This window comes from Spirillospora sp. NPDC046719 (assembly GCF_040645715.1).
Taxonomy (GTDB): Bacteria; Actinomycetota; Actinomycetes; order Streptosporangiales; family Streptosporangiaceae; genus Spirillospora.
The window spans coordinates 12,816-34,884 of sequence record NZ_JBEYYT010000057.1; the positions used below are offsets into that span (position 1 = coordinate 12,816).

A 22,069-nucleotide genomic window follows, 5' to 3' on the forward strand; every position below is an offset into this window, starting at 1 on the left:
TGCGGAACAGAGCCCGTGGCCGTGCGGGCGGGTCGCACGGCCACGGGCCTGCGCCCGTCATCGCCTAGGGACGGATCCCCCGATCGCGCCTAGTGGGAGTGCGGGTCCGGCAGGGTCGTGGTTCCTCGGGGGCCGTCAGGGGTTCACGGTGACCAGTTCGATCTCCAGAAGGTCGGCGAGGGCCTTCAGGTCGGCGATCCGGTGGCCGGTGCCGAGGGCCCAGTGGTGGGAGATGCCGGTGGCGCTCCAGGCGTCGACCCACTCGCCGGGGTCGCAGCCGAAGTCCACGCGGGACGTCGTGTTCCCGATCTGCAGCAGCGGGCCGTCCACGGTCTCGCCCTCGGACGCGACGAACGCGAACCGGCCGTCGCGGCGCTGGATGACGCCGAACGCGGTGACCGGGCCGTGCTTGACGTCGAACTCCACGGACACGCCGTAGCCGCGCTTGCCGTGGTAGACGCCGAGGCCGCGCAGCAGCGGGCGGCGGGCGCTGATCGCCAGGTGGGCGGGCCCGTCGTGGCCCATCTCGACATGGCCGCGGTGGAAGTCGAGCGCCTGCAGCTCGGTGAACGAGCCGCCCGCGCCGAGCCGGTCGGCGATCAGCATGGCGAGGGAGGTGCGCAGCTCGTACTCGCCGGCCGCCGGGATCCCGCGGGCGGTGAGCAGCGACGCGCCGAGGATCATCCCGGCGCCGAGCCGCTCGTGGATCTCGCCGTCCAGGCCCCGGTGGTAGTAGGCGAGGCTGTCCAGCTCGAAGTCCTCGACGAGCCGGTCCAGGCCGACCGACACCCGGGCGGCCCAGGTGAGGTCGTCGTCGTTGACGGAGGCGTCCAGCTCGAAGATCTTCTCCGCCTCGGCCTTCTTCGCGGCGGTCTCGGCGTCGGTGACCTTCTCCACCCGGACCCGCAGGTCGTCGAACTCCAGCACCTCGACGTGCCCGCCGAAGTTCGCGCTGACCAGCGTCAGGTCGGTGGACACGTCCAGCATGCCCGGGTACAGGTGGCCCATGAGGCCGTGCCGGCCGCGGCGCAGCGCCGCGCGCACCCCGGCGGCCCGCACCCAGCGGCCGATCTTCGCCCAGGCCCGCTCGTCCTCCAGGTAGCCGGAGACCGAGCGGAACGGGACCCCGCACCGCGCGAAGGCGTTCGCCATCTCCGGCAGCGGGCAGGCGCCGCAGTAGGCGAGCCACTGCCCGGTGTCGAACGTGGCGTGGTCCATCGACTCGGTCGGCTGCAGGTTGATCAGCAACACCGGGGCGTCCGCCCGCTGCGCGACGGGGACCAGCATCGTCGCGGTCATGTAGGTGGTGAGGAACCCGACGATGATGTCGCAGCCCTCGGCGCGCAGCCGCTCGGCCGCGGCCGCGCCCTCCTGCGCGTCGGAGATGAACCCGACGTCGACCACCTCGGCGCCGAGCCCGCGCATCCGCTCCGACACCCGCTCCGCCGACCGCTTCAGCTGCGGCAGCAGATCGGGGAACTGCGGCCAGTACGCGCCGAGCCCGCCGGCCACGAGTCCCACTTTCACGGGCGGCGGCGCCCCGGTGTTGCCTGCCATGCCTGCTCCTCTCGATTACCTGGCCGTCCCTGTCATTCGGCTGTCAGGGTGTGGCGGCCGGACGGCGCGCCGTCCACGTAGACGTACTTCCCATCGCCGGACACGCCCCGCGCGGTCGCCTCGCCGTGCGCCCAGACCGTCCGGCCGTCCAGGGCGACGCGGGACGTCGACGGGGTGACCGGGACGGCGAGCCGGCCGGACGTGCCGCGCGGGGCGGTGACGTCGAGCCGGAAGCCGTGGCCGGTCGTCCGCCACGACGCGGCGATTGCGCCGTGCGGCGTCGGGACCGTTCCCTCGGCCCACGTCAGCCCGCCGGTGAACGGGACCACGGACCACGACGAGTACCCGGGACCGGTCGGCTGGACGCCGAGGACGCGGGTGGTGAGCGTGACGGTCGGGCCGCTCGCCCAGCCGTGCGCGAGGCTGGAGAACTGCTTGAGGTTCGGCGTGCCGTCCGGCTGCATGTGCTCCCAGAACGTCGAGCCGGGGTCCTGCCGGAGCTGGTGGCCCCAGAACGTCCGGATCAGGTCGAGGCCGGACGCGTCGCCGGTGTCCAGGCGCGCGTCGGACTCGAACGAGCTGGGCAGCGGCGCGTAGAACGGCGGCAGGCTCGCGTTCGGGGTGGACTGCGAGACGGTCAGCGACCCGTACCGCGACCAGTTGTTCTTGCGCAGGTACGCGAGGGCGCGGGTGGCGCGGTCGCCGCCCGCGACGCCGGCGAGGACGGCCGTGGCGTTGGCGTCCTGCGGGTAGGCGCCGGGGATCTCCCGCGACAGCCGGTAGGCGCCCGCGGTCTCGTCCCACAGCTGGTCGTTGATCGCCTTCTTGACGGTCGCGGACCGGTCGCCGTAGGTCGTGGCGGCGGACGCGTCGCCGCGCGCTTTCGCCATCGCGGCCATCTGCGTGAGGTTGCGGGCGTACAGGGCGTTGACGTACGTCTCGTGGCCGCAGTCGGAGTAGCCGTAGTGGCCGCAGGAGCCGACGGCGCCGAACGCGATGAGGCCCTTGTCGTCCTGGGCGCGGACCGACTCCAGCCACGCCGTCGCCTTGGTGAGCTGCGGCCACCACTCGTCGAGGTAGGTGCGGTCGCCGGTGTAGAGCCAGTGCTCGTACATGTTGTTGACGAACCAGGTGACGTACTCGCCGTAGGTCCGCAGCTCGTCGGCGTTGTGCTGGCCGACCTGGCTCTCGGCGGGCATGAACCCGTCCGGGAGCTGCTGGGCGGCCAGCGACGACAGCGAGTTGTCGACCGCCTCCAGGTCGTTGGTGGACAGGTAGGTGACGGGCGCCTGCACGGCCAGGTCGCCCTGCCAGACGATCCGGTCGCGCTTGCCCCCGTCGTAGATGACGGACTTGTTCGGGTCGGCGTGCGGGACCTGCGCGTCCGCGTGGTCGCCCTCGCCGGCGGCGTACGGCCAGCTCTTGGCGGTGTTGGACGCGCCGGTGTTCACCTGCACGGTGTAGGCGCCCGCGTACCAGATCTTGTTCAGCTCGTTGTCGCTGGACAGGAAGTGGCCCTGGTAGCCGTCGAGGTCGCGCTGGTTCGGGGCGGCGGTGAAGTCGACGGACACCCCGTCGATGTCGACGGTTCCGGGGCCGTCGAGGAACAGCGTCGCGTAGCGGAACCCGCCGCGCAGGACGCCGTCGCGGACCGTGGCGGGCGGCTTCTTCCCGTCGAGCGGCAGGGCGTGGCTGTCGGTGTCCTGCGTGTAGGGCTGGCCGGGGAAGCCGTTCCAGATGTTCGCGGTGTCGCAGCCCGGCGCGATCCTGCCTTCGCCGTCGTTGGCGTCCGGCGTGAGCGCGGCGTACCGGATCGACTCGGAGAAGCACGCGCGCAGCTTCGGCGGCGTGGACGAGGCGCCCTTCACCCGGACCTTCAGGTGCCCGGCGACCTCCTTGCCGAAGTCGATGACCAGCAGCGGGGAGCCGGTGCGGTCGGCGGCGCCGGTCAGCCGGACCGAGCCGCCGCCGTCGCGCAGCGCGGCGTCCGGGGACCCGTCGATCCGGCCCTGGCGCGGGTCGGCCTTGTAGATCGCGACGGGGCGGACGGTGCGGCTCGACGGCGACAGCACGTACGGGCGCCACTGGCCGTGCTCCGGGCTGTAGGACGCGTCCTGCCAGGGGCCGCGCGGCCGCGGGGACGCCGAGGCGGGCAGGGCGACGGCCGCCGAGGCCGACACCGCCAGGGCGGCGGCGACGGCGGCGCGGGCGAGGGAGCGGCGAGAGGTGGGGGGAACCATCATCACTCCAGGTCAGCGGGAGGCGGTCAGGACGGACGAGCCGGTCAGGCCGGGCACCTGCACGAGGCCGTCGCGGACGGTGACGCCCGGCTTCACGGCGGTGCCGTTCCGCCAGACGACCGAGCCGTTCACGCGGACCTCGGACGCGCCGGACGCGGGCACCCCCGCCGTGGCGGTCGTGCCGCTCGGCGCGGCGACGCGGAGCGTGAAGGTCGTGCCGCGCCGCTTCCACGCCGCGGTGATGTCCCCGTGCGGCGTCGGCACCTTGCCCTCCGCCCAGCTCAGCCCGTCCGGCGGGTGCGGCAGGACGGTGAACGACGAGAACCCGCCGGAGGCCGGCGTGACGCCGAGGACCTGGTTGGTGAGGAACGACGTCGGCGAGGCCGCCCAGCCGTGCGAGAGGCTGGTGTAGGAGCCGAGCTGCGGCGCGCCGGCGGTGCTGACGTTCTCCCACAAGGTGCCGGGCGCGTCCTTGCCGAGCATCGGGTACCAGGTGCGGCCCAGCACGGACATCGCGCCCGCCATGTCGCCCTGCGAGGCGTACGCCAGCAGCGACTGGCCCGACACGAACGGGCTGATGTACTGCGGGACGACACCGCCGGCCTTGTCCACGGTGAGGTCGCCGTGCGGGTCGGCGAGCCGGTCGCCGAAGAACTTCAGCACCGACTTCGCGCGGTCCCCGGTGGCGACTCCGGCGACGACCGCCATCGCGTTGCCGTCCTGCGGGTGGTTCCCGTCGGTGGGGCCGACCTTGTAGGCGCCCGCGGCCGCGTCCCACAGGTTGTCGTTGATGGCCTTGGCGGTGCGGGCGGCGTTGTCGCGGTAGGTCTTGGCGAGCGCCGTGTCGCCCTGCGCTTCGGCCGCCTGCGCGGCCTGGCCCAGCACGTGGACGTACAGGGACGAGACGTAGGTGCCCTTGCTCTCGTTGCCGTAGCCCCAGGTGCCGCCCGCGCCCTTCATGTCGAGCAGCCCGTCGGAGCCGACCTTGGACTGCATCCACGCGACGTTCTTCTTCATGGCGTCGTACCACTTGTCGAAGAACGCCTTGTCGCCGGTGTAGAGGTAGTGCGTCCAGTAGTTGCCGACCCACCAGGCCGCGTACTCGCCCCAGCCCATGTTGTAGCCGAGCTTGTCGGTCAGGTAGAGGCCGGGGATCTGGCCCTGCGGCGACTGGCCCTTCGCCATGAACGCGACGGCGTTGGCGGCGGGGCCGCTCTGCCCGGTGGTCAGGTACGACACCGCGTCGGAGACCGCGTTGTCGCCGCCCCAGATCATCCGGTCGCGCTTGGCGCCGTCGCTGATGACGCTGTCGCCCTCGCCCACGATCGCGTCGTTGCGGACGGGACCCTCCTGACCCGGGTAGGGCCGGCCCGTCTTCGGGTCGATCGTCGCCATCTGGACGGTGTAGGCGCCCGCGTACCAGAGCCGGTTCAGGGTGTCGTCGCTGGACAGGAACGCGCCCTTGTACCCGTCGAGGTCGGGGTTGGCGGGGTCGGCGGTGAACTTCAGCCGCAGGTCCGACAGGCGCACCTCGCCGGGGCCGTCCAGGAACACCATCAGGTAGCGGAACCCGCCGCGGATGACCGGGTCGGTCATCGCGGTGCGCCCGCTCTTCGTGCCGAGGTAGTGCGTCTCGGTGGCGAGGCCGACCGGGTCCTGGCTGTAGTCGGACGCGGTGGTGAGGTACTGGCCGCTCTCGCTGAAGGCCAGGCCGAGCCTCGGCGTGCCCTTGCGGACGTCGGCGGTCACCTGGACCTGCCCGCCGACCTCCTTGCCGAAGTCGTAGACGACGTAGGGGCGGCCGTAGTCGTTGGAGGCGAGCCTGGTCGTCCCGCCGTGGAACGCTCCCACCGGGTTCCGCACGGTGGCGCCGTAGGGCGCGGCGGACGCGCGGCCCTGCTTCGCGAGCGTCCAGACGGCGTGGATGCGGGCGCCCTGCCCGGGGTCGTCGGCGTTGCGGAACTCGACCTTGATCGTTCCGGACGTGCCGGTGAGCCGCGCGGGGACGTCCACCTCGTAGTGGACGAGCCCGTCCTTGTCGCCGCTCCACACCCCGGCCTGCTTCGGGTCGGGCGTGCGCTCGTGGACGACCGTGCCGTTCACCAGGACGTCGTAGCGGGCGGTCGCGCTGCCGGCCTCCTCGACCCGCAGCGTGACCGGGCCGCGCCCGGCGCGCATCGTGTAGGCGAAGCCCGCGCCGGCCGCGCCGCCGGTCTGGCGGACCATGACGCCGTCGGCCTTGCCGGTCGTGGACGTCCCGGGCTCCAGGCCGTGGCCGGCGGTCTCGGACGCGGCGGAGTCGGCGGACACGTAGTCGCCGTTGACCCCGTACGCCTCCCCCACCCGCGCGGGACGGACCGTCCGGCCGGACGGCGCGAGAACGTAGTGGCCCGCGCGCGACAGCGACGGCAGGCCGAGCGGGTCGGAGGCGGACGGTGAGGCGGACGCGGCGCCGGCGGGGGCGGCGACGAGGACGGCGGCGGCGAGGGCGAGGGAGGTGACGGTGGACACGCGTGCTCGTGCGAACTTCTCGGCCGGGGGCATCGTTATCCCTTCGGGTTCACTTGGTCGAGCGGGCCCATGGAGGGAAGGCCGGCGGTCCGGGTGGGGACGGCGCGGCGGCCCGGCAGTGGAGTGCCGGGCGCCGGCGCGCGGTCCGGACCGCCGGCCCGAACATCGTCGTCGGGACGTGTCGTCGGGACGTGTCGTCGGGTCGCGGGATCGGGACGCGGGGTCAGCGCAGGAACGCGGCGGCGACTCCGGCGTCCACGGGGATGTGCAGTCCGGTCGTGTGGGTCAGGTCCCCGCCGGTGAGGGCGAAGACGGCGGCCGCGACGTGCTCGGGCAGCACCTCGCGCTTCAGCAGCGTCCGCTGCGCGTAGAACTCGCCGAGCCGCTCCTCCTCCACCCCGTAGACGGCGGCGCGCTTGGCGCCCCAGCCGCCGGCGAAGATGCCGGAGCCGCGGACGACGCCGTCCGGGTTGACGCCGTTGACGCGGACGCCGTGCTCGCCGAGCTCGGCGGCCAGCAGCCGGACCTGGTGGGCCTGGTCGGCCTTGGTGGCGCCGTAGGCGATGTTGTTCGGGCCGGCGAACACGCCGTTCTTGGAGGCGATGTAGACGATGTCGCCGCCCATCCCCTGCTCGACCATCACCCGCGCGGTCTCCCGGGAGACCAGGAACGAGCCGCGGGCCATGACGTCGTGCTGGAGGTCCCAGTCGGCGACGGTGGTGTCCAGCAGCGGCTTGGAGATCGACAGGCCGGCGTTGTTGACGACGAGGTCGACGCCGCCGAACGCCAGCACCGCGTCCCGGACCGCCGCGGCGATCTCGTCCTCGGAGGTGACGTCCGCGCCGACCGCGACGGCGACGTCCGCGGCCCGCAGCGCGCCCGCGCCGATCTCCGCCGCCACCTTCTCGGCGGCGCCGAGGTCGCGGTCCGCCACGACGACGCAGGCACCCTCGGCGGCCAGGCGGCGGGCGGTGGCCGCGCCGATCCCGGAGCCGCCGCCGGTGACGAGCGCGACACGGGTCGCGAGCGGCTTCGGCTTCGGCATCCGGCGGAGCTTGGCCTCCTCCAGCTCCCAGTACTCGATGCGGAACTTCTCCGCCTCGTCGATCGGCGCGTACGACGACAGCGCCTCCGCGCCGCGCATCACGTTGATCGCGTTGACGTAGAACTCGCCGGCGACCCGCGCCGTCTGCTTGTTCGCGCCGAACGAGAACATCCCGACGCCCGGGACCAGCACGATCGCCGGGTCGGCGCCGCGCATCGGCGGCGAGTCCGGCGCGGCGTGCCGGTCGTAGTAGGCCGCGTACTCCTCGCGGTACGCGGCGTGCAGCTCCTTCAGCCGGGCCTTGACGTCGTCGAGCGGCGCGTCCGGCGGCAGGTCCAGCACCATCGGGCGGACCTTGGTGCGCAGGAAGTGGTCCGGGCAGGACGTGCCGAGCGCGGCGAGCCGCGGGTGCTCGGCGCGGGAGACGAAGTCGAGGACGGCCTCGGCGTCGGTGTAGTGCCCGACCTGCGGCCGGTCCGTGGACGCCAGGCCGCGGATCAGCGGGAACAGCGCGGCGGCGCGGGCGTGCCGCTCGTCCTGCGGCGGCGTCGGGTGGATCACCTCGCCGAACGGGTCGGCCTTGCCGTGCTCGGCGATGTACGCCTCGGCGGTGCGGATGATGTCGAGCGAGTTGGCCTTGCACTCCTCGCTCGTCGCGCCCCACGCGGTGATGCCGTGCCCGCCGAGGATCACGCCGATGGCCTGCGGGTTCGCCTTCTTGATCGCGGCGATGTCGAGGCCGAGCTGGAAGCCGGGGCGCCGCCACGGCACCCACGCGACCCGGTCGCCGAAGATCCGCCGGGTCAGCTCCTCGCCGTCGGCGGCGGTCGCGATCGCGATCCCGGAGTCGGGGTGCAGGTGGTCGACGTGCGCCGCCTCGACGAGGCCGTGCATCGCGGTGTCGATGGACGGCGCCGCGCCGCCCTTGCCGTGCAGGCAGTAGTCGAACGCGGCGACCATCTCGTCCTCGCGCTCGACGCCCGGGTAGACGTCGACGAGCGCGCGCATCCGGTCGAGGCGCAGGACGGCCAGGCCTTTCTCGGTGAGCGTGCCGAGGTCGCCGCCGGAGCCCTTCACCCACATCAGCTCGACGTCGCGGGCCGTCACGGGATCGGTGACGGTGCCCTTCGCCGAGGCGTTCCCGCCCGCGTAGTTGGTGTTGCGCGGGTCCGAGCCGAGCGTGTTGGCCCGTTCCAGCAGCTGCTCCACCTCGGGTGGAGTGGTCATCGGTGCTCTCTCCTTATCGGATTCGGCGGCTCGTCGGAATCGACGGCGTGTCGGAATCGGCGGCGTATCGGAATCGGCGGCGGTCAGGCGCCCCAGCCGGCGGCCTGGCCGTCCTTGCGCTCGGCGACGACGCGCTCGAAGTAGCCGGACGCCTGGTAGGCGGCGACCGGGTCCGGGTGCAGGCCCATCTCCTCGCGCAGCTCCGCCAGCAGCGGCCGCACGTCGGTGTTGTAGGCGTCCATGAACACCGCGTTCGCCGCCAGCACGTCGCCGGACTCCTGCGCGGCGCGCAGTGCGTCGCCGTCCACCAGCAGCGCCTTCGCGGTGGCCTCCTGCACGTTCATCACCGAGCGGATCTGGCCGTGGATCTTCGGCTCGATGTTGTGGCACTGGTCGAGCATGAACGCCACGCCCGTCTCCGGGTCGTAGCCGCCGCCCCGCACCACCTCGTACATGATCCGGAACAGCTGGAACGGGTCGGCGGCGCCCACCATCAGGTCGTCGTCGGCGTAGAAGCGGGAGTTGAAGTCGAACCCGCCGAGCTTCCCCTCGCGCAGCAGGAACGCCACGATGAACTCGATGTTGGTACCGGGCGCGTGGTGCCCGGTGTCCACGACGACCTGCGCCTTCGGCCCGAGCTTGAGGCAGTGCGCGTAGGACGTGCCCCAGTCCGGCAGGTCGGTCATGTAGAACGCCGGCTCGAACAGCTTGTACTCCAGCAGGAACCGCTGGTCGTCGCCGAGCCGCTCGTAGACGGCGGCGAGCGCCTCGGCCATCCGGTCCTGCCGGGTCCGGATGTCGTCCTGGCCCGGGTAGTTCGTCCCGTCGGAGAACCACAGCTTCAGGTCCTTCGACCCGACCGCGTCCATGATGTCGACGCATTCGAGCAGGTGATCCAGGGCCTTGCGGCGGACCTTCGGGTCGGGGTTGGTGACGCTGCCGAGCCTGTAGTCGTCGTCCTGGAAGACGTTGGTGTTCACCGCGCCGATCCGCACCCCGCGCTCCTTGGCGTGCGCGGCCAGCGCGGCGTAGTCGTCCACCTTGTCCCACGGGATGTGCACGGCGACGCTCGGCGCGACACCGGTGAAGCGGTGCACCTGCGCGGCGTCGTCGATCTTCTCCTGCGGGGTGCGCGGCACCCCCTGCTGGGCGAAGACCTTGAACCGGGTCCCCGAGTTGCCGTACGCCCAGGAGGGAGTCTCGATCTGCTGGCGGCGCAGGGCGTCCTTCACCGCGCTGGTGTCGTTCACGGATGTAACCTCACGTTTCTGCTGTCCGGGGCCGCCGCCGGGAGGGGGCGGCGGCCCTCAGTCGAGATGGAAGACCTCGGGGAGCGGCCGCATCCCCTCGTCGGGGCGGCCGTCGAGGTCCTCGAAGAACGGCGCCATCTCCGCCTGCCAGCGGGCGTTGACGTCGGTGCGGGCCATCGCCTCCTGCGCGGCCGCGAAGTCGTCGGTCTCCAGGTAGCCGACGAGCAGGCCGTCCTCGCGCAGGAACAGCGAGTAGTTGTGCCAGCCCGTCTCCCGCAGCGCGTCCCGCATCTCCGGCCAGACCGCCTGGTGGCGTTCCTTGTACTCCTCCAGGCGGTCCTGCCGGACCTTCAGCAGGAAGCAGACGCGCTTCGTGCCGTCAGCCGCCATCGATCAGAAGTGGTACTGGTCGATGTTCTTGGCGTCGAAGACCGTCGGCGGGCCGAGGATGACCTCGCCGTTGGCGCCGATGGTGCGCTCGCCGAGCTTGCCGGCCTTGAACGTCTCGCCCTGCTTGCCGGTGATCTGCCCGGACGACAGCGCCGCCGCGGCGTAGGACGCGAGGTAGCCGAGGTTCTTCGGGTCCCACAGCTCGAACGACTTGACCGTGCCGTCCTTGATGAACTTGCGCATCTGGTCCGGCGTGCCGAGGCCGGTCAGCGTGACCTTGCCCTTGTACTTGGAGCCGTCGATGTAGCGGGCGGCGGCCGCGATGCCGACCGTGGTGGGCGAGATGATGCCCTTCAGGTTCGGGTACGCCTGCAGCAGGCCCTGCGTCTGCTGGAACGACTTCTGGTCGTCGTCGTCACCGTAGGCGATCTTGACGAGCTTCATGCCGGAGTACTCCGGCTTCTTCAGCTCGTCCTGCATGTACTTGATCCAGGTGTTCTGGTTGGTGGCGTTCGCGGTCGCCGACAGGATCGCGATGTCGCCCTTGCCGCCGATCTGGTCGGCCAGCAGCTTGACCTCGCTGCGGCCGATCTCCTCCGAGCTCGCCTGGTTGATGAACACGTTGCGGCACTCGGGCGCGGTGTCGGAGTCGTACGCGACGATCTTGATCTTCTTGGCCATGGCCTGCTTGAGCGGGCCGCACACCGCGTTCTGGTCGTTGGCCGCGATCAGGATCGCGTCGTGCCGCTGCTGGATCAGCGTGTTGATGTAGGACACCTGCGAGGACGCCGACGCGTCGGACGGGCCGACCTCCTTGGCCTCGCCGCCGTACTCCTTGGCGGCGGCGATGCCGGCGTTGTCGACGATCGTCTCGTAGGGGTTGTTCACCTGCTTGGGCAGGAACGCGATCTTCAGGCCCTTCTTGAGGGGCGCGTTCGGGTCCGCCTTGCCGTCGCCCGCGGCGGCCTTGTTCCCCGAGTCGGACGAGGAGTCCTTGGTCGTGCCGCCGCACGCGGCGAGGGAGAGGGCGAGTGCGCCCGCGGACGCGACGGCCACGAGGCGGCGCGGGGCGCGCAAACGAAGGGTCATCACGAGTGCCTTTCGGGATTCCAGGTCGTGCTCTGGGGTGGGATATCGGACGCGGCGGGGGACGCGGGGCGGTGCTTCTCGAGGGGGACGACCCCCCACACCCCCCGGCCGGCTTCGCCGGGGGTCATGGTGCGGCGGCGGGGACCGCGGGTCGCGCGCCCCGCCGCCGGCCTTGTGCCTCGCGCACCACGGCGATCAGCCGCGGCGTGAGGACGCTGATGATGAGCAGCAGCCCGGTGACGATCGACTGGACCTCGGTGGAGACGTCGTTCAGCATCAGCAGGTTGCGCAGCAGGCCGATGAGCAGCACCGCGGCGATGACGCCGCCGAGGGTGCCCTTGCCGCCGTCGAAGTCGATGCCGCCGAGCAGCACCGCCGCGATGACGGTGAGCTCCAGGCCGAGGCCGTTGTCGGCGCGGGCGCTGCCGTAGCGGAGCGTGTAGACGATGCCGGCGAACCCGGCGACGAGCCCGGACACCACGAACAGGATCAGCTTGAGGCGCTTGACCCGGATGCCGGCGAAGTACGCCGCGTCCTCCTGCGAGCCGATCGCGAACAGCGACCGCCCGACGCCGGTGGCGTGCAGCACCACCGCGGTGATGATCGCGAGGAGGGCGAACAGCGCGATCGGGTACGGGATCGGCGTGCCGGGGATCGACTCGGTCGCGAGGTTGGTGTACCGGGTGGGGAACTCCGAGATCGCCTCGGTGCCGAGCACGACGTACGCCAAGCCCCGGTACAGGGTCATGGTGCCGATCGTCACCGCGAGCGAGGGCAGCCCGAGCCGGGTGACGAGCAGCCCGTTGACCAGGCCGCAGACGACGCCGACGACCAGCACGATCGGGATGATCGTCTCGATCGCCATGCCGTGGTCCCACATCTTGCCGGTGAGGGCGCTGCACAGGCCGAGCACGGACGCGACCGACAGGTCGACCTGCCCGCACACCACCAGCAGCGTCATCGGCAGCGCGATGAGCGCGATCTCGCTCAGGTCGCCGAGCGCGAACGACAGGTTGTCGGTGTTGGCGAAGTCGGGCGAGAACCCGGCGCCGCCGGCGAAGACGATGACCAGCAGGGCGGTGACGGCGGTCTCCCACCGCAGCAGCCGGCCGAGGGCCGCTCCGCGCGGGGCGCTCTTCGTGTCAGTGCTCACGACACCTTTCCTTTCGGCGCCTCGGCGGCGGGGCCGTCGTCGCGGTGCGCCCCGGACTCCAGCGACCGCTGCTTGAGCGCCTTGGTGACGCGCAGGGCCAGCAGCCGGTCCACGCTGATCGCCAGCAGCAGGAGGACGCCGGTGATGGCGTCCTGCCAGAACGAGTTGACCTTGAGCACCACCAGCACGCTGCCGATGGTGGTGAGCAGCAGCGCGCCGAGCGCCGCCCCGTACACGGTGCCGACGCCGCCGGTGATCGCGACGCCGCCGACGACGACGGCGCTGACGACCTTCAGCTCCCAGCCGTGCGCCGCGTCGGCGACGACGGTGCCGAACCGGGCCAGCCACAGCACCCCGGCGAGGCCGGCGAGGCCGCCGCTGACGAGGTAGGCGGTGAGGACCCGGCGGCGCAGCGAGATGCCGGCGAGGTTCGCCGCCTCGGGGCTGGACCCGATCGCGTAGAACTCCCGTCCGGAGGAGTAGGAGCGCAGGTAGTAGCCCATCAGCAGCATCACGACGACGGTGATGACCGGCAGGTACGGGACGCCGAGGACGGAGTCGTTGCCGAGCGACAGCACCGAGGACGGCAGGTCCGCGGCGCCGATCTGCTCACCGTGCGCGATCTTGTAGTCGAGGCCCTGGATGACGTAGAGGGTGCCGAGCGTCACGACCAGGGCGGGCACCTTGCAGAAGCTGACGAGCAGGCCGTTGACCAGCCCGCAGGCGAGCCCGATGGCGACGCCGAGCAGCACCACCAGCACCACGTTGCGGTCGCCGCCGGAGGCGAACTTGCCGGTGGTGAACGCGACGAGCCCGACGACGGAGCCGACCGACAGGTCGATGTTGCGGGTGACGACCACCATCGACTGGCCGACGGCGAGCAGCGCCAGGATGGAGGCGTTGAGGAAGATGTCCTTGACGCCCTGCCCGGACAGGAACCGGTGGTTCGCGAGCTCGGTGCCGAGGACCAGCACGATCAGCGCGCCGAGGATGCTCAGCTCGCGGGCGCGCAGCACCAGCTCGACCAGGCGGCGGCCGCCGCCGGGCGGTCCGCCGGAGCCCGGCTTGGCCGGGGACTGGGTGAGCACGGTCATGGGTCAGGCCGCCTTTCCGGTTCCGGCGCGCCCGGTCGCGGCGGCCATCACGGTCTCCTCGGTCGCGTCCGCGCGGGCGATCTCGGCGGTGAGCCGGCCCTCGTGCATGACCAGGACGCGGTCGGCCATGCCGATCACCTCCGGCAGGTCGGAGGAGATCATCAGCACCGCGAGGTCCTGCGCGGCCAGCTCCGACAGCAGCCGGTGCACCTCGGCCTTGGTGCCGACGTCGATGCCGCGGGTCGGCTCGTCCACGATGAGCACGGTCGGCTCGGTGGCGAGCCACTTGGCGAGCACGACCTTCTGCTGGTTGCCGCCCGACAGGACGCCGACGGTGTCGCTGAGGCGGGCGTACTTGAGCTGGAGCCGCAGCGCCCAGTCGGCGGCGCGATTGCGCTCGACCTTCCGGGAGATGAGCGGGCCGCGGCCGGTCTCCTTGCGCAGCGAGCGCAGCTGGGTGAGGCCCATGTTGCGCTCGATGGACATGTCCATCACCAGGCCCTGCTGGCGGCGGTCCTCGGGGACGAGCGCGAGGCCGGCCGCCATCGCGGCGGTCGGGCTGCCGGGGGGCAGCTTCTCCCCCGCCACCTCCACGCCGCCGGCGTCCCAGCGGTCCACCCCGAAGATCGCGCGGGCGACCTCGCTGCGGCCCGCGCCGACCAGCCCGGCCAGCGCGACGATCTCGCCGCGCCGCACCTCGAAGGAGACGTCGGTGAAGGCGCCCTCGCGGGTGAGCCGGCTGACCTTCAGCGCGACCTCGCCGGGCGCCACGTCCTGCTTGGGGTAGAGCGCGTCCAGGTCGCGGCCGACCATGCGGCGGACGAGGTCGTCGGCGGTGAGGTCGGCGACCAGGTCGGTGCCGATGTAGGTGCCGTCGCGCAGCGTGGTGACCCGCTGGCAGATCTCGAAGATCTCCTCCAGCCGGTGCGAGATGAACAGGATCGCGCAGCCCTGCTCGCGCAGCGTGCGGGTCACGTTGAACAGCCGCTCGACCTCCTGGCCGGTGAGCGCGGCGGTCGGCTCGTCCATGATGAGCACCCGCGCGTCCCGGGAGATGGCCTTGGCGATCTCGACGACCTGCTGGTCGGCGATCGACAGGCCGCGGGCGGGCTGCTGCGGGTCCAGCGCGACGCCGAGCCGCCGGAACAGCTTCGCGGCCTCGGCGTGCATGGTGCGGCGGTCGATGCGGCCGAGCCCGGCGCGCGGCTGGCGGCCCATGAAGATGTTCTCCGCGACCGACAGGTCGGGGAACAGGGTGGGCTCCTGGTAGATGACGGCGACGCCGGCGGCCTGCGCGTCGGCGGGGCCGCTGAACGCGGCGGGCTCGCCGTCGACGCGGACCTCGCCCGCGTCGGGGCGGTGCACGCCTGCGAACGTTTTTACGACGGTCGACTTGCCCGCGCCGTTCTCGCCGGCGAGAGCGTGCACCTCACCGGCGTGCAGCTCGAGGGTGACGCCCTGCAGGGCCCGCACGGCGCCGAACGACTTACTCACGTTGACCAGTGCCAATGTCGGCGGCGTCGACCTGCCGGGTGCACTCATGGCCACCCTCCTCGCACGGGGAGTCTGTGACGGATGGATGAAAAACGTTTTAACGGGATGTTGCGGAGGACGCTAGATGTGAGCCGGAGCACTCGTCAAGAGGGACTTTCGGCCCGGACCCCCCGGAACGCTGCGAAAACCCTTGTGCGGCCGGGCGTCGGCGAGTTTGCGAAGTTCCTCCCGTCCGGGTCCGGACAGCGGGGTTTGGGCCCGGCGACTTCCGACAGCGGGGTTGACACGTTTTAATGCCATGACCCAAAGTGAGCGGCGGCACACCAGCGGAGCGACCCGGGGGCACAGATTGAGCACAGACGACACCGGGCGCCCCCGAGCGAGCACCGCGGCGGGCGCCGCCGGCGGCAACGGCGGTAACGGCGGTAACGGCGCGACCGTCGGGATCAAGCAGGTCGCGGCGCACGCCGGCGTCTCGCCGGGCACCGTCTCCAACGTGCTCAACCGGCCCGAGCGGGTCGCCGCGGCGACCCGCGCCCGGGTCGAGCAGGCCATCGTGGAGCTCGGGTTCGTCCGCAACGGGTCGGCGTCCACGCTGCGCGCCGGGCACTCCAGCACGATCGGCCTGATGGTGCTGGACCTCGCCAACCCGTTCTTCACCGACGTCGCGCGCGGCGTCGAGGACGTCGCCAGCGAGCGCGGCTACGCGGTGATCCTGTCCTCCTCCGGCGAGTCCGACGAGCGCGAGCAGCGCAACCTGCGGGTGCTCGCCGAGCAGCGGGTCCGCGGCGTGCTGCTGACCCCGGTCGGCGACGAGGGCGGCAACGCCGACCGGCTGCGCGACCGCGGCGTCCCGGTCGTCCTGCTGGACCATCCGACGCCGCGCGCCAACCAGTGCTCGGTCGCCGTCGACGACGTCGCGGGCGGCGAGCTCGCGGTGACGCACCTGCTGGAGGACGGCGCCCGCACGCTCGGGTTCGTCACGGGCCCGCCGGGCCTGCGGCAGTGCGCGGACCGGCGGCGCGGCGCGCTGCGGGCGCTGCGCGCCGCGGGCCTCGGCCGCGACGTGCTGCGCGAGGTGTCCGTCGGCGCGATGAACGCCCGCGCCGGGCAGGAGGCGGCGCGGCGGCTGCTGGACTCCGGCGCCCCGCTGCCCGAGGCGATCTTCTGCGCCAACGACCTGCTGGCCCTCGGCGTGCTGCGGGTGCTGCAGCAGGCCGGCGTGAAGGTGCCGACCGACGTGGCGCTCATCGGGTACGACGACATCGAGTTCTCGGCGGCGGCGGCCGTCCCGCTGAGCTCGGTGCGCCAGCCCACCTACCAGCTCGGACGCATCGCGACCGAGCTGCTGCTCGAGGAGTGCGACGAGTCCGGCGGGCACGCCCACCAGCAGGTCATGTTCCAGCCCGAGCTGGTGGTCCGCGAGTCCAGCCGGGCCGCCGCCGACGACCGGGAGAGCAACTCGGCATGAAGGTCGCACTGTTCCTGACGTGCGTGAACGACACGATGTATCCCGGGACCGGGCGCGCGATGGTGCGGCTGCTGCGGCGGCTCGGCCACGAGGTGGAGTTCCCCGAGGCGCAGACGTGCTGCGGCCAGATGCACCTCAACACCGGCTACCGCACGCAGGCGCTGCACATGGTGAAGGGCTTCGCCGAGACGTTCGACCCCTACGACGCGGTCGTGACGCCGTCGGCGTCGTGCGGCGCGATGATCCGCGACTGGCACCCGAGGCTGGCGCCGCGCACCGCCGGCGTCGCGTCCCGCGTGTACGAGCTGTCGGAGTTCCTGGTGGACGTCCTCGGCGTCACCGACGTCGGCGCCTACTTCCCGCACCGCGTCACCTACCACCCGACCTGCCACTCGCTGCGGATGCTGCACGTCGGCGACCGGCCGCAGCGGCTGCTGCGCGAGGTCCGCGGCATCGACCTGGTCGACCTGCCGGACGCGCGGGAGTGCTGCGGGTTCGGCGGGACGTTCGCGCTGAAGAACTCCGAGGTGTCGGCCGCGATGTGCGCGGACAAGGTCACCGCCGTGCGGGAGACGAAGGCGGAGGTGCTGTGCGCCGCCGACAACTCGTGCCTGATGCACATCGGGGGCGCGCTGTCGCGCACCCGCGCGGGGGTGCGGACGGTCCACCTGGCCGAGATCCTCGCCTCCACCGAGGAGGAGCCCACACCATGAGCGCCGAAGCGATGCCGACCTATGTCGGGATGCCGTCGTTCCCCGACGCGGCGCGCCGCGCGGTGGCCGACACCCGGCTGCGCGGCAACCTCGCGCACGCCACCACCACGATCCGCGACAAGCGCGCCGCCGCCGTCGCCGAGCTGGACGACTGGTCGGCGCTGCGCGAGGCGGGCAAGCAGATCAAGGACCACGTCCTCGCCAACCTGGGCCACTACCTGCGGCTGCTGGAGGAGAAGGTCACCGAGGCGGGCGGGACGGTGCACTGGGCGCGCGACGCCGCCGAGGCCAACCGGATCGTCGCGGACCTGGTGAAGGCGACCGGCGAGACCGAGGTCGTCAAGGTCAAGTCGATGGCCACGCAGGAGATCGGGCTGAACGAGGCGCTCGCCGAGGACGGCATCACCGCCTACGAGACCGACCTCGCGGAGCTGATCGTCCAGCTCGGGCACGACCGGCCGTCGCACATCCTCGTCCCGGCGATCCACCGGAACCGGTCCGACATCCGCGACATCTTCCTGCGCGAGATGGAGGACGTCCCCGACGGCCTCACCGACTCCCCCGCCGCGCTGGCGGAGGCGGCGCGGCGGCACCTGCGCGCCAAGTTCCTGTCGGCGAAGGTCGGGATCTCCGGGGTGAACTTCGCGGTCGCCGACACCGGCACGCTCGTCGTGCTGGAGTCGGAGGGCAACGGCCGGATGTGCCTGACCATGCCCGAGACGCTGATCTCGGTGATGGGCGTGGAGAAGATCGTGCCGAGCTGGCGCGACCTGGAGGTGTTCCTCCAGCTGCTCCCCCGCTCGTCGACCGCCGAGCGGATGAACCCCTACACGTCCGCGTGGACGGGCGTGCACCCCGGCGACGGGCCGCGGACGTTCCACCTGGTGCTGCTGGACAACGGCCGCACCGACACGCTCGCCGACGAGGTGGGCCGGCAGGCGCTGCGCTGCATCCGCTGCTCGGCGTGCCTGAACGTGTGCCCGGTCTACCAGCGCGCCGGCGGCCACGCCTACGGCTCGCCCTACCCCGGCCCGATCGGCGCGATCCTGTCGCCGCAGATCAGGGGCATCGGGTCGGAGGTGGACGCGTCGCTGCCGTACGCGTCGTCGCTGTGCGGGGCGTGCTTCGAGGCGTGCCCGGTCGCCATCGACATCCCCGAGGTGCTGGTGCACCTGCGGGCCCGCGCGGTGGAGAGCGGCCCGCGCCATCCCCTCGAACGGGTCGCGATGACGGCGGCCGGATGGACGCTGCGGTCCCCCACCCGGCTCGCGCTCGCGCAGCGCGCCGCGTCGGCGAGCCGCCGGATCGTCGCGCCGCGCGGCCGGATCCGGCGGCTGCCGGGGCCGCTGAACGCCTGGACCGAGACGCGGGACGCCCCCGCACCACCGCCCGAGTCGTTCCGCGCCTGGTGGAAGCGGACCGGCGGCGGCCGCACGGAAGGGAACGAGCAGTGAGCGCGCGCGAGGACGTCCTCCGCCGGATCGACGGGATCGTGCCGGCGCGCCCGGCCGCCGAGGTCGCCGCCGGGTACGCCGCGATCGACCGCGGCTACCTGCGCCGCCACCACGAGGACGGCGTGCTGGACCTGTTCGCCGAGCGGGTGGCCGACTACCGCGCGACGGTCGTGCGCGTCCCGGCGGCGGAGCTGGCCGCGACGGTCGCCGAGCGCCTCGCCGCCCGCCCCGGGGTCTACGGGATCCCGGCGGACCTGCCGGAGGAGTGGACGGCGCAGGTCGCCGGCGACCTCGTGCGCGGGCCGGACGTCGCCGCCCTCGACGGGCTCGCGGGCGCCGTCACCGGCTGCGCCGCCGCGATTGCCGAGACCGGGACGATCGTCTTGGACCACGGCCCGGCGCAGGGCCCGCGCGCGCTGTCGCTCGTCCCCGACTACCACCTGATCGTCGTGCTCGCCGGTCAGGTGGCGCCGGACGTGCCGGAGGCGCTGGAGCGGCTCGACCCGCACCGCCCGCTGACGTTCGTGTCCGGGCCGTCCGCGACCAGCGACATCGAGCTGTCGCGCGTCGAGGGCGTGCACGGGCCCCGCACCTTGGAAGTCGTGATCGCCCAATGACGGAGACGTTCGCCGCCGTGGACCTCGGCGCGTCCAGCGGGCGCGTGATGGCCGGACGGGTCGGGCCCGGAACGCTGGAGCTGGAGGAGGTCCGGCGGTTCCCGAACCGGCCGGTCCGCGTCAACGGCACCCTGCACTGGGACGTCCTCGGCCTGTACGGCAACATCCTCGACGGGCTGCGCGCCGCGCCGGCCGGGCTCGCGTCGGTCGGCATCGACTCGTGGGCCGTCGACTACGGGCTGCTCGACGCCGACGGCAGGCTGATCGGCAACCCCGTCCACTACCGCGACGCCCGCACCGACGGCGTCATGGACCGGATCCGCGCCGAGGTCGGCGACGACCTGCTCTACCAGACGTCCGGCCTGCAGTTCCTGCCGTTCAACACCGTCTACCAGCTCGCCGCCGACGACCTGTCGCGCGCCGCCACGCTGCTGATGGTCCCCGACCTGCTCGCGCACTGGCTGACCGGCGCGGTCGGCGCCGAGCGGACCAACGCGTCCACGACGGGCCTGCTGGACGTGCGGGACGGCGCCTGGTCGCGCGACCTGCTCGCCCGCCTCGGCCTGCCCGCCGGGATCCTGCCGCCGATCCGCGAGCCCGGCGAGGTGCTCGGGACGCTGCGCCCGGACGTGGCGGAGGAGACCGGCCGCCCGCCGACGCTCCCGGTCGTGGCGGTCGGGTCGCACGACACCGCGTCCGCCGTCGCCGCCGTGCCCGCGACCACCGACCGGTTCGCCTACATCTCCTGCGGCACCTGGTCGCTCGTCGGCGTGGAGCTGCGCGAGCCCGTGCTGACCGAGGCGAGCCGCAAGGCGAACTTCACCAACGAGGGCGGCGTGGACGGCACCGTCCGCTACCTGCGCAACGTCATGGGGCTGTGGCTGCTGCAGGAGTCGATGCGCGCGTGGGGGAACCCGGACCTGCCGGCCCTGCTCGCCGAGGCCGCGGACGTCCCGGGCCTGCGCAGCCTCATCGACCCCGACGACCCCGAGTTCCTGCCGCCGGGCGACATGCCCGCGCGGATCGCCGCGCACTGCCGGCGCCGCGGGTTCCCCGAGCCCGCGTCCCGCGCCGAGACCGTCCGCTGCGTCATGGACAGCCTCGCCCTCGCCCACCGCGCGACGCTCCGGCAGGCGTCCCGGCTATCCGGGCAGGAGATCGACGTCGTGCACCTGGTCGGCGGCGGCAGCCGCAACGAGCTGCTGTGCCGGCTGACCGCCGACGCGTCCGGGCTGCCGGTCGTGGCCGGGCCGGTCGAGGCGACCGCGCTCGGCAACGTCCTCACCCAGGCCCGCGCGCACGGTCTCGCGGGCTCCCTCGCCGAGTCCCGCGCGCTGGTCGCGGCGACGCAGCCGCTCCGTCGGTACGAGCCGGCGGGCGACGACGCCCGCTGGGAGGAGGCCGCCGCCCGCCTCGGCCTCGATGGCTGACCCGCGGGTAGGAATGTCACGTTCCCGGGACGGTTTGGCTCCCCCCGGTTGACACGAGGGGCGCGTCGGCGGTTGATAGCAGGGACGCGCGGGGCGTGTTGTCCCGCTCCTATTGACGTTCGACCCGATAAGGTAAAACCCGCTTGAAGGACCGGGAACAACGACGACAAGCATGATCACGGCGTGTCGGCCGCCTGTCTCTGTTGGGGTGTGACATGAGCGACGCCGGTGCTCCGCTGGTGGGGCGACAGGACGCGCTCGGCGCGCTGGACCGCGCCCTGGACGCGGCCGCCACGGGCTACGGCTTCCTCGCGCTGGTCGGCGAGCCCGGCGCCGGCAAGACCCGGCTGCTGAACGAGCTGGCCGACGGCGCGAACGCCCGCAAGCTGCCCTACCTGGCCGGGCGCGCCGCCGAGTTCGAGCAGGAGATGCCGTTCGGCGCCGTCGTCGACGCGCTCGACGACCGGCTGGAGGACGACGTCCCCGACCTGTCGCCCACCGCGCTGCGGCTGCTCGGCACCGTCTTCCCCGCGCTCGCCGACCGCGTCGCCGGCCCGGACGCCGGGCACGCCCCCGACGGGGCCGCCGACCCGGTCGCCCGCTACCAGGTGCACCGCAGCGTGCGGCACCTGCTGGAACGGCTGGCCGCGCCGTCCGGGCTGGTGCTGATCCTCGACGACCTGCACTGGGCCGACGACGCCACGATCGAGCTGATGGACCACCTCGTCCGGCACCCGCCGCGCGCGAACGTGCTGGTCGCGGTCGCCTACCGGCCCGCGCAGGCGTCGCCGCGGCTGGCGGCGCTGGCGGACGCCGCCGGGCCCGTCGGCACCCGGGTGCCGGTGGAGCCGCTGAACCGCGACGAGGTGGCGGAGTTCCTCGGCCCGGACGTCTCCCGCAACCGCTGCGAGCAGCTCTACAAGGCCAGCGGCGGCAACCCGTTCTACCTGGAGGCGCTGGCCCGGATGGGCCGCCACGACGACCGCCTCCTCGGCGAGGACGGAATCGAGCGGCACGACTGGGAGCGGGGCGTCGCGAACCTCACCGAGGTGCCGCCCGCCGTCCGGACCGCCCTGCAGGTCGAGCTGAGCGCCCTGCCGCCCGAGGCGCTGCTGATGGCGCGCGGCGCCGCCGTCGCGGCGGACGTTTTCGAGCCGGAACTGGCGGCGGTCGCCGCGGAGATGCCGCAGGAGGACGCGCTCGCCGCGCTGGACGCGCTGACCGCCGCGGACGTGGTCCGCCCGACCGCGGGCGGCCGGTTCCGGTTCCGGCATCCGCTCGTGCGGCACGTCGCGTACGCCTCGACGGCGGCGGGCTGGCGGTTCGCGGCGCAC

The 22,069-nt window shown here is 72.8% G+C and carries 16 protein-coding genes; 6 read left to right on the top strand and 10 right to left on the bottom strand.

Annotated elements, in window-relative coordinates; all coding sequences use genetic code 11:
• Window positions 1-135: 135 nt before the first annotated feature.
• The 10 genes from ABZ914_RS13205 to ABZ914_RS13250 all read right to left on the bottom strand — a co-directional run bounded on the left by ABZ914_RS13205 (window position 136) and on the right by ABZ914_RS13250 (window position 15,098).
• Window positions 136-1,557 (bottom strand): arabinose isomerase, encoded by a 1,422-nt coding sequence (locus ABZ914_RS13205; protein ID WP_433152101.1) that lies wholly within the window; start codon window positions 1,555-1,557, stop codon window positions 136-138.
• A 32-nt stretch (window positions 1,558-1,589) separates the two neighbouring features.
• Window positions 1,590-3,800: an alpha-L-rhamnosidase-related protein gene (locus tag ABZ914_RS13210; protein ID WP_500193184.1), complete on the bottom strand. Its 2,211-nt coding sequence runs from the start codon at window positions 3,798-3,800 to the stop codon at window positions 1,590-1,592.
• Between the two features lie 9 nt (window positions 3,801-3,809).
• Complete coding sequence (locus ABZ914_RS13215; protein ID WP_500193185.1) at window positions 3,810-6,308, bottom strand: alpha-L-rhamnosidase-related protein; 2,499 nt, start codon at window positions 6,306-6,308, stop codon at window positions 3,810-3,812.
• A gap of 223 nt (window positions 6,309-6,531) precedes the next feature.
• Window positions 6,532-8,580: a bifunctional aldolase/short-chain dehydrogenase gene (locus ABZ914_RS13220; RefSeq protein ID WP_190859045.1), complete on the bottom strand. Its 2,049-nt coding sequence runs from the start codon at window positions 8,578-8,580 to the stop codon at window positions 6,532-6,534.
• An 83-nt stretch (window positions 8,581-8,663) separates the two neighbouring features.
• Window positions 8,664-9,830 (bottom strand): L-rhamnose isomerase, encoded by a 1,167-nt coding sequence (rhaI, locus tag ABZ914_RS13225; protein WP_387023395.1) that lies wholly within the window; start codon window positions 9,828-9,830, stop codon window positions 8,664-8,666.
• 57 nt (window positions 9,831-9,887) lie between these two features.
• Window positions 9,888-10,220, bottom strand: coding sequence for an L-rhamnose mutarotase (locus ABZ914_RS13230; RefSeq protein WP_190859050.1), 333 nt, complete (start codon window positions 10,218-10,220; stop codon window positions 9,888-9,890).
• Between the two features lie 3 nt (window positions 10,221-10,223).
• Window positions 10,224-11,309, bottom strand: a complete 1,086-nt coding sequence (gene rhaS, locus ABZ914_RS13235) for a rhamnose ABC transporter substrate-binding protein (protein ID WP_190859052.1) — start codon at window positions 11,307-11,309, stop codon at window positions 10,224-10,226.
• Between the two features lie 124 nt (window positions 11,310-11,433).
• Window positions 11,434-12,462: an ABC transporter permease gene (locus ABZ914_RS13240; RefSeq protein ID WP_500193186.1), complete on the bottom strand. Its 1,029-nt coding sequence runs from the start codon at window positions 12,460-12,462 to the stop codon at window positions 11,434-11,436.
• Window positions 12,459-13,556, bottom strand: a complete 1,098-nt coding sequence (locus tag ABZ914_RS13245) for an ABC transporter permease (RefSeq protein WP_500193187.1) — start codon at window positions 13,554-13,556, stop codon at window positions 12,459-12,461. Before ABZ914_RS13245 ends, ABZ914_RS13240 begins: the two co-directional genes overlap by 4 nt.
• A gap of 3 nt (window positions 13,557-13,559) precedes the next feature.
• Window positions 13,560-15,098, bottom strand: a complete 1,539-nt coding sequence (locus tag ABZ914_RS13250; protein ID WP_500193189.1) for a sugar ABC transporter ATP-binding protein — start codon at window positions 15,096-15,098, stop codon at window positions 13,560-13,562.
• 301 nt (window positions 15,099-15,399) lie between these two features.
• Here ABZ914_RS13250 and ABZ914_RS13255 point away from each other — a divergent pair, with 301 nt between their 5' ends.
• From ABZ914_RS13255 to ABZ914_RS13280, 6 genes are all read left to right on the top strand, one after another.
• Window positions 15,400-16,521, top strand: a complete 1,122-nt coding sequence (locus ABZ914_RS13255) for a LacI family DNA-binding transcriptional regulator (protein WP_500193190.1) — start codon at window positions 15,400-15,402, stop codon at window positions 16,519-16,521.
• Window positions 16,518-17,234, top strand: a complete 717-nt coding sequence (locus ABZ914_RS13260; RefSeq protein ID WP_190859060.1) for a (Fe-S)-binding protein — start codon at window positions 16,518-16,520, stop codon at window positions 17,232-17,234. Before ABZ914_RS13255 ends, ABZ914_RS13260 begins: the two co-directional genes overlap by 4 nt.
• Window positions 17,231-18,688 carry a LutB/LldF family L-lactate oxidation iron-sulfur protein gene (locus tag ABZ914_RS13265; protein WP_500193191.1) on the top strand — a complete coding sequence of 486 codons (1,458 nt, stop codon included), beginning with the start codon at window positions 17,231-17,233 and terminating at the stop codon, window positions 18,686-18,688. Before ABZ914_RS13260 ends, ABZ914_RS13265 begins: the two co-directional genes overlap by 4 nt.
• Window positions 18,685-19,305 carry a LutC/YkgG family protein gene (locus ABZ914_RS13270; RefSeq protein WP_500193192.1) on the top strand — a complete coding sequence of 207 codons (621 nt, stop codon included), beginning with the start codon at window positions 18,685-18,687 and terminating at the stop codon, window positions 19,303-19,305. The genes ABZ914_RS13265 and ABZ914_RS13270 overlap by 4 nt, the downstream gene beginning before the upstream one ends.
• Window positions 19,302-20,735, top strand: a complete 1,434-nt coding sequence (locus ABZ914_RS13275) for a rhamnulokinase (RefSeq protein ID WP_500193193.1) — start codon at window positions 19,302-19,304, stop codon at window positions 20,733-20,735. Before ABZ914_RS13270 ends, ABZ914_RS13275 begins: the two co-directional genes overlap by 4 nt.
• Window positions 20,736-20,950: 215 nt before the next feature.
• Window positions 20,951-22,069: ATP-binding protein (locus tag ABZ914_RS13280; RefSeq protein ID WP_500193194.1), on the top strand; the 1,119-nt coding region annotated here is incomplete at its 3' end.

Excerpts from the sequence above, each read along its gene's own strand:
- ABZ914_RS13230 (WP_190859050.1), bottom strand. The coding sequence starts at position 10,220 with ATGGCGGCTGACGGCACGAAGCGCGTCTGCTTCCTGCTGAAGGTCCGG.
- ABZ914_RS13245 (WP_500193187.1), bottom strand. The coding sequence starts at position 13,556 with ATGACCGTGCTCACCCAGTCCCCGGCCAAGCCGGGCTCCGGCGGACCG.
- ABZ914_RS13260 (WP_190859060.1), top strand. The coding sequence starts at position 16,518 with ATGAAGGTCGCACTGTTCCTGACGTGCGTGAACGACACGATGTATCCC.
- rhaS (WP_190859052.1), bottom strand. The coding sequence starts at position 11,309 with ATGACCCTTCGTTTGCGCGCCCCGCGCCGCCTCGTGGCCGTCGCGTCC.
- ABZ914_RS13275 (WP_500193193.1), top strand. The coding sequence starts at position 19,302 with ATGACGGAGACGTTCGCCGCCGTGGACCTCGGCGCGTCCAGCGGGCGC.
- ABZ914_RS13210 (WP_500193184.1), bottom strand. The coding sequence starts at position 3,800 with ATGATGGTTCCCCCCACCTCTCGCCGCTCCCTCGCCCGCGCCGCCGTC.
- ABZ914_RS13265 (WP_500193191.1), top strand. The coding sequence starts at position 17,231 with ATGAGCGCCGAAGCGATGCCGACCTATGTCGGGATGCCGTCGTTCCCC.
- ABZ914_RS13250 (WP_500193189.1), bottom strand. The coding sequence starts at position 15,098 with ATGAGTGCACCCGGCAGGTCGACGCCGCCGACATTGGCACTGGTCAAC.
- ABZ914_RS13205 (WP_433152101.1), bottom strand. The coding sequence starts at position 1,557 with ATGGCAGGCAACACCGGGGCGCCGCCGCCCGTGAAAGTGGGACTCGTG.
- ABZ914_RS13220 (WP_190859045.1), bottom strand. The coding sequence starts at position 8,580 with ATGACCACTCCACCCGAGGTGGAGCAGCTGCTGGAACGGGCCAACACG.